The organism is Selenomonas sputigena (genome assembly GCF_026015965.1).
Classification (GTDB): domain Bacteria; phylum Bacillota; class Negativicutes; order Selenomonadales; family Selenomonadaceae; genus Selenomonas.
Window position 1 is genome coordinate 1,406,545 of the sequence record NZ_CP110383.1, and the last position, 12,430, is coordinate 1,418,974.

Below are 12,430 nucleotides of genomic sequence, written 5' to 3' on the forward strand. Positions count from 1 at the left end.
CTTCTAGCATCATTCGACCGTGACGGACTTCGCGAGGTTGCGCGGCTTGTCCACGTCGCAGCCGCGCGTGATGGCGGCGAAGTAGGCGAGCAGCTGCAGCGGCACGACCGTCAAGAGAGGAATCAGAAGCTCATCCGTCTCAGGCACGTGGATGACGTGATCGACGTACTTTTCGAGTTCCGTATCGCCCTCGGCAGCAATGCCGATGACAACGGCGTCACGCGCCTTGACTTCCTTGATGTTCGACAAGGTCTTCTCATAGACGCTCTTCTGCGTCGCGAGCGCGATGACGGGCACGCCCTCGACGATGAGCGCAAGCGTGCCGTGCTTGAGCTCGCCCGCCGCATAGGCCTCAGCGTGAATGTAGGAAATCTCCTTGAGCTTCAGCGAGCCTTCAAGCGCCACATGATAGTCGAGACCGCGTCCGATAAAGAAGACGTCCTCGTTGAAGCCGTACTGCTTCGCAAACGTCTTGATCGGCTCGACGTCGCTCAGCGTCTCGCTGATCTGCGCGGGAATCTTCGTAAGGCCCTCGATCAAAGCCTCGCTGCGCTCCTTCGCGAGCGTTCCCTTGAGATCTGCCATGTAGACGGCGAGCATGAACATCAAGATGAGCTGCGTCGTGTACGCTTTCGTCGAGGCAACGGCGATCTCAGGTCCCGCCCAGGTGTAGAGCACCTGCGCGGCCTCACGCGCGATGGACGAGCCGACGACGTTCGTGACGGCGAGACTCTTCGCACCCAGACGCTTGGCTTCCTTCAAGGCAGCGAGCGTGTCGCTCGTCTCACCCGACTGGCTGACGACGATCATCAGGGTGTTCTCGTCGATGATCGGCGAACGGTAGCGGAACTCCGACGCAACGTCAACCTCGACGGGGATGCGCGCGAGCTTCTCGATGTAGTACTTGCCGACAAGACCCGCATGATACGCCGTGCCGCAGGCGACGATGTAAACCTTGTTGAACGAATCAAGGAATTCGCGGCTCCAGCGCAGCTCGTCCATGACGATATGCTTGCCGTCCTTGGCGATGCGCGGCGACATCGTGTCGCGCACGGCCTTCGGCTGCTCGTGAATCTCCTTAAGCATGAAGTGCTCGTAGCCGCCCTTTTCCGCCGCCTCGGCGTTCCAGTTGACCTCGAAGACCTTCTTCGTCACGACTTCGCCGCGGCGATTCGTGATGTGCACGCCGTCCGCCTTGACGACCGCCATCTCACCGTCATTGACGATGTAGGTGCGCCGCGTGCGCGCAATGATCGCGGGGATGTCGGACGCGATGAAATTCTCCCCTTCGCCGAGACCGATGACAAGCGGATTGTCCTGCTTCGTGCAGATCAGGCGGTCGGGATGCTCGCGCGACATGAATACGAGAGCGTAAGAGCCTTCGATACGAGAAAGCACCTCGCGCACCGAGGCCTCGAAGTCGCCGTTGTAGACTTCCTCCAACAGGTGTGCGACGACCTCCGTATCCGTCTCCGACTTGAAGGAATGACCTTTTTCAATCAAATCTTCCTTCAGCGACATATAGTTTTCGATGATGCCGTTGTGCACAACAGCAAAATTGCCCGCGCAGTCTGTATGCGGATGTGCGTTGCTGTCCGACGGACGTCCATGCGTCGCCCAACGCGTATGCCCAATGCCGATATGACCTGCCGGCTCATTTCCTTCGATGATTCGCTTGAGTTCGGCAAGACGACCCACGCATTTTTCCACGCGGATCTTCTCCTCGTTCAAGACTGCGATGCCCGACGAATCATAGCCGCGATACTCAAGCTTCGTCAGCCCCTCGATGAGAAACGGCGTCGCCTGACGCTTGCCGACATAACCAACGATTCCACACATAAGCAAAAACCTCCTAAGTTTCCAGCAGGCAAAACGCCTGCCATTCCATATTCATTTCTGTTCCTGCCCATCTTATGAACTGCCTTGTCCCCCTCGTCACCAAGGGGCTTTGCAGCTTTTTACGACCGATGCAGCCGAGAGGCATCCGCTGAATGTTCGACAACCTCTTCCTCGTCCCCTTGCAGTACGCTCCTGCAAGGTCTCGCGCTAAGGCATATGCCTTTTCCCCTTCTCCATGCTCCTTCCCATCACCGCAGCCGACAGGCAGACCGCTCATATTCAGCGCATGAAAGCATTTTTTCACGCACCGCATGATGTATATTTTTGCTATTTTAGTTTATCTTCCCTGATTTGTCAATAGGATTCACGCGCCCTCTTTCGCCGCTCGTGGTGCACCGTTTCTATAGGAATCACTGATAAATTCAGCCACCCATCCTCGCACATCTGGGCGACCTCATTTTATCAGCGCTTCCTTTACATTTCATGAGGAACGTAGACAAAACGTCTGCCTCCCTTTATAATAGAAGAAAGTCGCAGCTTGTCTGCGCCTTGGTTCATCAACTACAGCAAAGGAGCTGATCTCTTGAACAATCCCATGTTATCCAAAGTGAGCAGAGCGACGGACGCCGTCTTTTCGGGCGAAGCCGCAAGCTACAGCGGCATCGCCATAAAGAGCACGGGGCTTGTCCTCATTGTCGCGGCATCTGCCGTCATCACTTGGCTCACGGGCTATGCAACGCCGACGACGACGATGGTCACCGCCGTCATGGGGCTTATCACGGCCTTGATCGTTTCCTTCAAGCCCGGCACGGCAGGGCTTCTCGCGCCGCTCTACGCGATCCTAGAAGGCATGTGTCTCGCGTGCCTGTCCGTGACAGTTGCGTTCATCTCGCCGAGCATACTCGTCAATGCCGTCATGCTGACCTTCGGCATCGCCATCGCCGCCGGACTCGTCTACGCACGCGGACTCGTGACGGTCAACTCGAAGTTCATGCGCATCACGATGATCGCTCTGACGGGCGTCGTCCTCACGTACATCGCGGAAATGGTGCTCGGCTTCTTCGGCATCCACTTCCCGATGCTGCACGACGGCGGCATCGTCGCCATCGCCATCGAGCTTGTCATCATCGGCGTCGCGACGCTGTGCCTCTTCATGGACTATGAGCTCATCAATCGCAGCGTGCAGGAAGGCCTGCCGAAAGACTACGAATGGTACTGCGCCTTCTCGCTGCTCGTGACCCTCATCTGGCTCTACGTCGAGATTCTCGATTTGCTGCGAATGCTGTCGGGAAGAGACTGACCTCAACGCAAAGCCCGCCGTTCCCCCAATACTTATCGAAGTGGGGATGGCGGGCTTTTTCGCATTTTTTCAAAACAATCCGCCACTCCTTGACGACACTGGATAGAATGGCGTTTCAATGATATAATAAAGGCAAAGAAGGTGACATTGCATCATGCAGCAGAAAGAAGACCTCCCGTCGGAATATCATGCGTCTGATTATCGAAATCCAACGTATGATCAACATGCCAAACGCCTGCTTGCACAAAGAACTATCATGGCACGTCTCCTCAAACGAACCGTGCCGGAATTCAAAGAAGCGACGATTTCCGATATTGCTGAAAAATATATTGAAGGCACCCCGCAGATCAGTGAGATTCCTATTGACAGGGATATGACCAATGCGGTTGGAAACACCCCGCGCTCCCCAAAAGAGTTTCTCGGTTCCGCTACGGAAAATATCGGCATCACGGAAGGCTGGATTCGTTTTGACATCCTCTTTCACGCGCGTGTTCCAAAATCGGGCGAACTCATCACCCTGATCATCAACGTCGAAGCACAAAGAACTCAGCGAAGCTCCAAACTCGGCTATGCACTCTTGAAACGAGCCATTTACTATGCGAGTCGTTTGATTTCATCCCAGAAAGAAACCGAATTTACGGGCTCATCCTACGATGACCTCAAAAAGGTCTACAGCATCTGGCTTTGCATGGATTCACCCGATGGCAAAAGCTCCATCAATCGCTACGATCTCAACGAACATCATATTCTTCATGAATATAAGGCCAATCATGCGGATTATGACCTGATCAGCATCATCACCATATATCTCGGCGAAGAGCAGCCACCCGATGAAGATTGGCTCATCCGCTTCCTGCGTCTGCTGTTCAAAGACACACGAACACCAGCCATGAGAAAGAAACAACTTCTGAAAGATGAATTCGATATGGATACAACTACAGATATAGAAGAGGAGATGAAAACGATGTGCAACTTGAGTACAGGCATCTATGAACAAGGCATGGAGCGTGGCATCGCCCAAGGCATGGAGCGCGGCATCGCCCAAGGCATGGAGCGCGGCATCGCCCAAGGCATGGAGCGCGGCGCAGAAAACACCCGCAGAGAAACGGCTCTTTCCATGCTCAAAGAAGGACTTCCCACCGATATGGTTGCACGTATCACAAACTTGTCAATGGAAGAAATCAAAGCCTTGCACCAAAAGATGCCCAATTTGAATTGAAAAACATCGCCAACCATCGGCGAAGCAATAAAAATCCCGCGCACCTCAAAAGTGCGCGGGATTTTTATTGCCGTTTGCTGATTTTCCATCAGCGCCGAAAATCGCCGCTCTTGCCGCCGCTCTTCGCGTCTAGATGCAGCGCGGTGATTTCCATGCGCTTGTCGAGCGCCTTGCACATGTCGTAGATCGTCAAGAGCGCGACGCTCACGGCATGCAGCGCTTCCATCTCGACGCCCGTGACGCCGCGCGTCTTGACCTCGGCACACGCTTCGACCGCAGATGCTTCAGCCAGAAGCCCAAAGTCGATGCTCACGCGCGTCAGCGGCAGCGGATGGCACAGCGGGATCGCGTCGCTCGTCTTCTTCGCCGCCATGATGCCGGCGATGCGCGCGACGCCGAGGACGTCGCCCTTCTTTGCCGTGCCGCCCGCAATCGCCTCGTAGACGGCAGGGCTTACAAGGATGCGGCCGCTCGCACGCGCGATGCGCTCCGTTTCCTTCTTCTCGCTGACATCGACCATGTGCGCGTTGCCTGCCGCATCAAAATGCGTCAATTCGTTTGCCATGAAATGCACCTCATCCTAGCAGCGGATTCCCGAACCCTTGCGGTCGTAGAAGTACCATGTGATAACGATGGTGCTGACCGTGAACGCGATGAGGATGTAGAAGGCGGGAGCGACGACGCCGTAGTTCGCGTAGGCGAAGCCGAAAAGCTTCGGGATAAAGAACGCGCCATAGGCCGCGATCGCCGCCGTGAAGCCCGTAACGAGCGAGGAGTGGAACGGATTGTTGAAGATGTAGGGAATCATGCGGAAGGAAGCGCCGTTGATGAAGCCCGTCGTCAAGAAGAGCAGCAGGAATGCGCCGAAGAACACGGGGAAGCGATGCGCCTCCACGCCGAAGAGCACGAGGAAGCTCGCGCCGAGCATGACGAAGAGCGAGATGAGAGTGACGCGCGAACCGCTGTTCATCTTGTCCGCCAGAAGGCCGCCGACGGGACGGATGCCCGCGCCGATGAAGGGGCCGAGGAAAGCGGCATAAGAGAATGGCATCTCGGGGAATTCCTTCGCGACGAGCAGCCCGAGCGCCGCCGAAAAGCCAATGAAAGAGCCGAAGCCGCAGGTGTAAATCCAGCACATGAGCCACGTATGCTTGTTGCCGAAGATGGACATCATGCTCTTGGGGCTTTGCTTCGGCAGCGGCAAATTGTCCATGAAGAGCCAGACGAGGACGAGCGTCAGCGCCGTCGGAATCGTCCAGAAGTAGCAGACATTCTGCACGTACATCATGCCGTCAGGACCCGGCACGCCCTCGCCGAAGAGCGAGGAGAGATTCCAGCCCAAGAGGATCGGCGCCGTCAGATAGATGAGCGATACGCCGAGGTTGCCGATGCCCGCATTGATGCCAAGCGCAAATCCCTTGTTCGCCTTGGGGAAGAAGAAGCCGATATTCGCCATCGAAGCGGAGAAGTTTGCGCCCGCAATGCCGATGAAAGACACGAGAAGGACGAACGTCTCATACGGCGTTGTGGGATCCTGCAGAGCGCGGCCCAAACCGAAGAGCGGCAGCAGAAGCAGCGCCGTCGTGATGAGAGTGGAGTTCCTGCCGCCGATCAACCCCGGCAGATACGTGTAAAACAAGCGTCCCGTCGCGCCGACGAGACCGGGCAGCGCCGCGAGCGTGAAAATCTGATCGTCCGAGAAGTTGAAGCCGATAAACTTGAGCTTCGCCGCGATCGTCGCCCAGAGCGTCCACGCAACGAAGCTCAGGACGAGCGCCCAAGTCGATGTGTAGAGATTCTGCGTCGCGATGCGCTTGCCATACTTCTCCCAAAAGCCCGCGTCCTCGGGATTCCAGCATGCAATGATCTCCTTGCGCGATGGATTGGGACCGAGATTCTTCCATGCCATTTCATCAGCCATTGATTCAACACTCCTCATGAAAACAACTTAAATCTTCTTGCAAAGAAAGCCTGCGAACGAGCCGATCGTCATGATGTCGACTTCGCCGTACATCGCCTGAAGCCTTGTCCGCAGGCTCTCCTCCGTCTCGTAGGGCGGCGAGAAGAAGCCGCGCCGCTCGCAGAACTGCTTGACGAAGAAATCGGTGCGCCGGCTCTTGCCGCGCACATACATCGAGCCGGAAAATATGCCGCCGCGCTTCAGGACGCGCTCCGTCTCGCGGTACGCCTTCTCCTTCTCGGGAAAGGCGTGAAAGCCGTTGACGGACAATACGAAATCAAAAGTTTCATCGGCGTACTGCAAATCGCCGACATCGCCGAGCGCAAAGTCAACCGCACCGAGAGAAAAGTTCGCCGCGTGCTTTTTCGCCGCCTCCAGCATCGTCTCCGAAGCGTCGAGGCAGGTGATCTGCGCCTCCTTCATCTTCTCATAATGCGGAAACGACAGCACGCCCGTGCCGACGGGAACTTCGAGCAGCCTTCCGCGAAAATCTGCGGAGAGTCCGCGATACGCCATCGCCAGAAACTCCGGATAGGAGGCGAAGCCCCAGAGCCAGCGGATGGCAAAGCGCCCCGCCCAACTCGTATTCGTCATCATGCCGTCGTATAGGCGCGCGATATTGCCGAGCTGGCGATACGCGCGCTGCACCTTGCGCTCTTTCTTTTCGATATCATTCATGCGCTATGCGCCTCTCTTTCCGCTATGGCCGCCGTCCCATGCGATTCGATGCAGATCGAATCCTTCCTCCCGCCCCATCAGAAAAAGGACGAGATGTGCGGCATCCTCCATAGCTTCGAGGTCAAGCTGCAAAATCCCTTCCGCCTGCCGCTCATGGCAAGAGGAGAAGAGCGCCGCGACGCGCTCGTCGAGCAGCGGCTCTTCCAGCTCGCGCCAGAGCGACAAGGCGGGAAATACGCCGTGTGAGCGCGTCTCGATGAGCACGAGATCGACACCCGTCATGCGTGCGGCGGCCGCTTCCAGCGAGAGCTTCTCCTGCGTGCGCTCGTAGAGCCAGAAACCCGCAGGCGCGACGACGGCGACGCTCGACGCGCCCGCCGCGCGGAAGCGTCCGCTGTCCTTCGCCTCGTCGTTCAGGACAATGCCGTGCGCATCGCTCTTGACGACGCCGACGCGCACGCCGCGCGAGGTCAAGAGCGGCAGGAGCTTTTCGACAAAGGTTGTCTTGCCTGTGCCCGATGCGGGAGCAACGATGGATACGATGGGCACGCGGCGCACGAGGTTCGCCGCTCGGCCGCGCGCCAAGCGAAGGGCGGCGGGCGTGTTCACATTGAAGAAGCATGCGCCCGCGCGAACGGAAACTTCAAGCGAGGGGAGCGCGGCGGCCGCTCGCCGAAGGCTGCGCTCGCCTGCCGCCATAGCCGTAGAGAACACGTGCGCCGTTTCCTTGTGGTAGAGCGCGGCAAGCGGCTCGCGACGCCCATCGGCGACGGGAACGACAGCTCGTGCCATACGCTCCGCCTTGGGCAGAAGTTCTATCGCTGCGTCGAAGGAGAAAAAGGGCATATCCGCCGACACGGCGAAGGACCAAGTATGAGAACTCGCCGCCAGGCCGCGTGAAAGCCCCGCCACAGGCCCCTGCCCCGCCGTTTCATCGACGAGAATCCTCGCGCCACAACGGCTTGCCAAGGCTTGCAGGTGCTCGCTCCTTTCTTCGACGCACAGGAAGATTTCTGCAAATCCCGCAGCAGCCGCCTTTTTCAGCAGCCCCTCCAACAGCGGCACGCCGCCGACATCGAGCCAACGCTTGTCCTCGCCCATGCGCCGGCTTCTGCCGCCCGCGACGACGAGAAGCGTCACATCGGCGAGGCTCTGCGGCCTCACTTTCTCGCGCACTCGCTTGCATCGCCGCGCAGGATCTCGATGCCGTGCGCCAACTGCGGCAGGACGAAGCCGAGGCACTCCTCGACAGCCTTGGCGCTGCCCGGCAGATTGACGATCAGCGTGCGCTTGCATATACCGGCGGCGGCGCGGCTCAGCATGGCACGCGGCGTCACCTGCATCGAGAGGGCGCGCATCGCCTCGGCGATGCCCGGCGCCTCACGCTCGATGACGGCTCGCGTCGCCTCGGGCGTCACATCGCGCTCGGAAAAGCCCGTGCCGCCCGTCGTGGCGACGAGCGCGACTCCGAGATCGGCGCATTCCTGCATCTCCTTCGCGAGCGTCTCCTCATCATCGGGCAAAATCACACGCCGTGCGATGCGATAGCCCGCCTCCTCCAACAGATGCTGCGCCAAGTCGCCGCTCTTGTCCTCGCGCTCGCCGCGCGCCCCCTTGTCGCTCGCCGTGATGACGGCGGCATCAAGCGGCAGCTTGCCCTCGAAAAGGTGCAGCTCGTCGCCGGGCTTCAGTGTGCCGCCGTGCAGCACGCGTGCAAAGACGCCCTCGCGCGGCATGATGCAGTCGCCGACCGCCGCGTAGATGGCGCAGTGCGCATGGCACTCCTTGCCGATCTGCGTGATTTCGAAGATGACATCGCCTGCCGCGAGGCGCGTACCGACGGGAAGCTCACGGAAGGAGAAGCCCTCTGCGACGATATTCTCACCGAAATCGCCGTGGGAGACCGTCGCACCGCGGGCGCGAAACGCCTCGATCTCCGCCGCACCCAGAAAGCTCACCTGCCGGTGCCATTTTCCCGCGTGCGCATCGCCGACGATGCCGTGCCCCACATGAAAGAGCGCCTTTTCCAGCGGTTTCTTCTTCGTGCCGCGCCGCTCGCTCGCGGCAATCGTTACAATCTTTCCCAATCCTCACCCTCCGATCTGGTACATGCGCCGCTTCTCCTCGCCCGCGCCGCCCGCCGCTTCAAAGCGATGTTCGCGCGGCTTTTCGGCAATCACCTGCCGCAGCTTCCTGAAGAGAGCCGCGTCATCCGCACCCGTGCGCAGAAGTGTGCGCAGGTCAAGCCCCGCATCCAACGCAAGGCACAGCTTCAGATAGCCCTCCGCCGTCAACCGCACGCGATTGCACGAGCTGCAGAACTTGTGCTCCAGCGCGTCGATGAAGCCGAGCGCACCGCGAAATCCTGCCGGTCGAAAGCACGCGGCGGGACCGGTGAGCGTTTCTTTGACTACAGGAACGAGCGCACCGAAAGATTCCTCCAAGATGCGGCGCACCTCAGCGGTCGGCACGCCCGTCAGCCCCGCCTCCTTCGCCATGCCGATCGGCATGAGCTCGATGAAGCGCACGTCGATCGGTCGCTCCTTCGCGAGGGCAGCGAGCGAAACAAGTTCCGCCTCATTGACTCCCTTAAGCGGCACGCAGTTGAGCTTCGTCTTGAGCCCTGCGACGAGCGCCGCCTCCATGCCCCGGCGCACGACGGGCAGAAGCGAGGCAGAACGGCGCGTGATGTCAGAGAAAGCGTCCTCTGCCAGCGTATCGAGGCTGATGTTCACGCCGTCAAGCCCTGCCGCGCGAAGTTCCTCTGCGAGGTAGGCGAGGAGAACGCCGTTCGTCGTCAGAGCGACGCGCTCGATGCCCTCGACCGCCTTGATCTCGCGCACGAGATCGACGATGCCGCGCCGAAGGAGTGGCTCGCCGCCCGTCAGACGCACCTTGCGTATGCCGAGCTGCGCGAGAGCACGCACGACACGCACGATCTCCTCGAAGGACAGAATGTCCGCGTGGGAGAGCTTCTCCACGCCATCTGCGGGCATACAGTAGCGGCAGCGCAAATTGCAGCGATCCGTCACGGAAATGCGCACATATTCGATTTTGCGGCGATAAAAATCAAGCATACGACGCCTCTCTTACCACGAATATCCGATAATCAGACCCAAAGGGCGCAGACGCATCGGCAAACTCGCAATCAACGCACAACAATTTCACAACAAGATGACATCGACCTCCGCACCCGCAGCAAGGGGCGGCGAGCCGACAGGAATATCGACGAGCGCGTTGCAGCCGACGGCGGAGAAGAGCACGCCGGAAGCATGCTTCTCGGGCAGATGCACCTCGCCCTGCGCATACTGCGCTCGCACGAAGCGTCTGCCGCGGCTCTCCTTGGAAAAGCCGCCCCGCAAGACGGCGCGGCAGCGCATCGGCAAGAGCGCGTCTTGCGCCGTCAATTTGGCGAGCACGGGACGCGCGAGAAGCTCAAACGTCGCCGAAGCGGCGAACGGATTGCCCGACAGGGCGATGCCGAGCGTGCGGCGCGAGTCGCCCGCCGCCGAAAACGTATAGCCGATCGCAGGTGCTCCGGGCTTCATCAGAACGCGCCAGAAAAGACGCTCGGCATTAAGTTCCTTGACGACGTCGTGCATGATGTCCTTCTTGCCCACGGAAACGCCGCCCGTCGTCAGAACGAGATCGGGCGGCTCGGCAGAACTCACGAGCGCACGCGCAATCTCCTCCGCATCGTCGGGCAGCGCACCGAGGATTTCCGCCTCGAAGCCCATCTCCTTAAGTCTTGCCGCGAGCAGGTAGAGATTGCTGTTGTAGATCTTGCCGGGGCAGAGCGACTCGCCCGGCTCGACAAGCTCGTCGCCCGTGCTCGCCAAAACGATGCGCGCGCGGCGCACGCAAGGAAGACGCTTCCTCCCCTGCCCTGCCAGGACGGCGATGTGCGCCGCCGTCAGACGATCGCCCGCCTTGGCGAGCACGGCGCCTTCTTCCACATCCTCCCCGCGAAAGCAGAAGTTCTCGTGATGCTTGAGCGCATAAGGCACGAGAATTTCCTCGCCCTCCACGCGCACGTCTTCCTGCCGCACGACGGTGTCCGCGCCCTCGGGCATCGCCGCGCCCGTCATCAGACGAAGCGCCTCGCCCGCGCCCACCTTGCCGGCGAAGAAGCTGCCCGCACACTCCTCGCCGATGACGCGAAAGCGCGCGGGAGCGTCCGCCGACGCCCCCTGCGTACAGGCAGCCAAGAGCGCATAGCCATCGAGCGGCGAGCGGTCAAACGGCGGCTGGTCGAAGGCGGCGCAGCAGTCCTCGGCAAGCCTTCGCCCGAGCGCCGCGAGAAGCGGCACGTACTCGGCTTCCGACAGCGGAATCTCGCGCACCTCGCGCAAAAGAAGCTCCTGCGCCTTTTCCAATGATATGTCCTGCATCGCTCCACCTACTCCCACTTGCCGAAGGTGCAGCGCGGATAGTGGCACGTCTCGCACGCGAGACACAGCCCGCCGAGTCCAAGGCGGCGGATCTCGCGGCGCGTCACGCGCTCGCCCGCCAAGATGCGCGGCAGCACGATGTCGAAGATCGTCGCCGCACTGTACATGACGCAGCCCGGCAGGCCGAGCACGGGCACCGTGCGCCCGTCGCGCTCGGCATAGGCGAGCAGGAACATCGCACCGGGCAGGACGGGAGCGCCGTACGTCACGACCTCCGCACCCGCAGCGCGGATCGCGGCGGGCGTGCGGTCGTCGGGATCGACGCTCATGCCGCCCGTGCACAGCACCATGTCCATGCCGCGATCAAGAAGCTCCTCAATCGCCGCCTGCGTGTGCTCCAAGGCGTCGTCAGAAATGCGGTGCTCGTTGACCGAAAGCCCGAAGCCGCGAAGCTTCGCGTCAAGGACAGGCGTGAACGTGTCCTTGATCCTGCCGTGCGCGACCTCCGATCCCGTCGTCACGACGCCGACCTTCAGCGAGCGGTACGGCAGAAGCCGAAAGATCGGCTCATCGCCGACGGCTCGCGCCGCCTCTTCCATCAAATCCTTCTTCACGGCGAGCGGAATCACACGCATCCCTGCGAGTAAATCGCCCTTCTTGACCGCCATGTACTGCGGCGCACAAGCCACCATGATGTCATCGAAATCGTTGAGCCGATGGAAGCGCTCGACATCGACGGCAAATACGCCGTCATGAAGCGCCCGAAGCTCGATCTTGCCCTCCTTCGGCTCAGAGGCTTCCATTCCCTCGTTCTGACAGAAGCCGCGCAGGATCTCCGCCGCTTCGTTCTCGTGCAGAAGCGTGCCGTCGTTTTCCCAGACGTAGAGATGCTCCTTGCCCAAAGAGAGCAGCACGGGTATGTCCGCCGCCTCGACGACATGCCCCTTGCAAAAGCGTGCGCCCTTCCTCACGCCACGCACGATCTCCGTGATGTCGTGACAGAGGATCTGCCCGACCGCATCTTCCACGGCGATTTCCTGCAT

At 60.0% G+C, this 12,430-nt stretch carries 11 protein-coding genes; 2 read left to right on the plus strand and 9 right to left on the minus strand.

What is annotated here, in order from left to right; genetic code table 11:
* Positions 1–9: 9 nt before the first annotated feature.
* Positions 10–1,839: a glutamine--fructose-6-phosphate transaminase (isomerizing) gene (glmS, locus tag OL236_RS06880; RefSeq protein ID WP_006193103.1), complete on the minus strand. Its 1,830-nt coding sequence runs from the start codon at positions 1,837–1,839 to the stop codon at positions 10–12.
* 595 nt (positions 1,840–2,434) lie between these two features.
* On the opposite strand from glmS, the gene OL236_RS06885 reads away from it, so the two are divergent.
* Together OL236_RS06885 and OL236_RS06890 are read left to right on the plus strand one after the other, a co-directional pair.
* Positions 2,435–3,139: a Bax inhibitor-1/YccA family protein gene (locus tag OL236_RS06885; protein WP_265070061.1), complete on the plus strand. Its 705-nt coding sequence runs from the start codon at positions 2,435–2,437 to the stop codon at positions 3,137–3,139.
* A 154-nt stretch (positions 3,140–3,293) separates the two neighbouring features.
* Entirely contained in the window at positions 3,294–4,358 is a 1,065-nt protein-coding gene (locus OL236_RS06890; protein ID WP_265070062.1) for a nuclease, read from the plus strand.
* Positions 4,359–4,446: 88 nt separating this feature from the next.
* Here OL236_RS06890 and moaC read toward each other — a convergent pair whose 3' ends face one another.
* The 8 genes from moaC to OL236_RS06930 form a co-directional block, all read right to left on the minus strand.
* Positions 4,447–4,923, minus strand: coding sequence for a cyclic pyranopterin monophosphate synthase MoaC (moaC, locus tag OL236_RS06895; RefSeq protein ID WP_265070063.1), 477 nt, complete (start codon positions 4,921–4,923; stop codon positions 4,447–4,449).
* A gap of 15 nt (positions 4,924–4,938) precedes the next feature.
* Entirely contained in the window at positions 4,939–6,279 is a 1,341-nt protein-coding gene (locus OL236_RS06900; protein WP_265070064.1) for an MFS transporter, read from the minus strand.
* Positions 6,280–6,306: 27 nt separating this feature from the next.
* A complete protein-coding gene (locus OL236_RS06905; protein ID WP_265070065.1) occupies positions 6,307–6,996 on the minus strand; it encodes a class I SAM-dependent methyltransferase in 690 nt (229 codons plus the stop codon).
* A gap of 3 nt (positions 6,997–6,999) precedes the next feature.
* Complete coding sequence (gene mobB, locus OL236_RS06910) at positions 7,000–8,172, minus strand: molybdopterin-guanine dinucleotide biosynthesis protein B (RefSeq protein ID WP_265070066.1); 1,173 nt, start codon at positions 8,170–8,172, stop codon at positions 7,000–7,002.
* Complete coding sequence (locus tag OL236_RS06915; protein WP_265070067.1) at positions 8,157–9,083, minus strand: MOSC domain-containing protein; 927 nt, start codon at positions 9,081–9,083, stop codon at positions 8,157–8,159. The genes mobB and OL236_RS06915 overlap by 16 nt, the downstream gene beginning before the upstream one ends.
* Before the next feature lie 3 nt (positions 9,084–9,086).
* On the minus strand, positions 9,087–10,073 hold the full coding sequence (gene moaA, locus OL236_RS06920) for a GTP 3',8-cyclase MoaA (protein ID WP_265070068.1): 987 nt from the start codon (positions 10,071–10,073) through the stop codon (positions 9,087–9,089).
* A gap of 87 nt (positions 10,074–10,160) precedes the next feature.
* On the minus strand, positions 10,161–11,387 hold the full coding sequence (gene glp, locus OL236_RS06925; protein WP_265070069.1) for a gephyrin-like molybdotransferase Glp: 1,227 nt from the start codon (positions 11,385–11,387) through the stop codon (positions 10,161–10,163).
* Positions 11,388–11,395: 8 nt separating this feature from the next.
* On the minus strand, positions 11,396–12,430 hold the full coding sequence (locus OL236_RS06930; RefSeq protein WP_320109813.1) for a molybdopterin-binding protein: 1,035 nt from the start codon (positions 12,428–12,430) through the stop codon (positions 11,396–11,398).

Coding starts and splice junctions, on each gene's coding strand:
- moaC (WP_265070063.1), bottom strand. CDS start 4,923: ATGGCAAACGAATTGACGCATTTTGATGCGGCAGGCAACGCGCACATG.
- OL236_RS06890 (WP_265070062.1), top strand. CDS start 3,294: ATGCAGCAGAAAGAAGACCTCCCGTCGGAATATCATGCGTCTGATTAT.
- moaA (WP_265070068.1), bottom strand. CDS start 10,073: ATGCTTGATTTTTATCGCCGCAAAATCGAATATGTGCGCATTTCCGTG.
- OL236_RS06930 (WP_320109813.1), bottom strand. CDS start 12,430: ATGCAGGAAATCGCCGTGGAAGATGCGGTCGGGCAGATCCTCTGTCAC.
- glmS (WP_006193103.1), bottom strand. CDS start 1,839: ATGTGTGGAATCGTTGGTTATGTCGGCAAGCGTCAGGCGACGCCGTTT.
- glp (WP_265070069.1), bottom strand. CDS start 11,387: ATGCAGGACATATCATTGGAAAAGGCGCAGGAGCTTCTTTTGCGCGAG.
- OL236_RS06900 (WP_265070064.1), bottom strand. CDS start 6,279: ATGGCTGATGAAATGGCATGGAAGAATCTCGGTCCCAATCCATCGCGC.
- OL236_RS06905 (WP_265070065.1), bottom strand. CDS start 6,996: ATGAATGATATCGAAAAGAAAGAGCGCAAGGTGCAGCGCGCGTATCGC.
- OL236_RS06885 (WP_265070061.1), top strand. CDS start 2,435: ATGTTATCCAAAGTGAGCAGAGCGACGGACGCCGTCTTTTCGGGCGAA.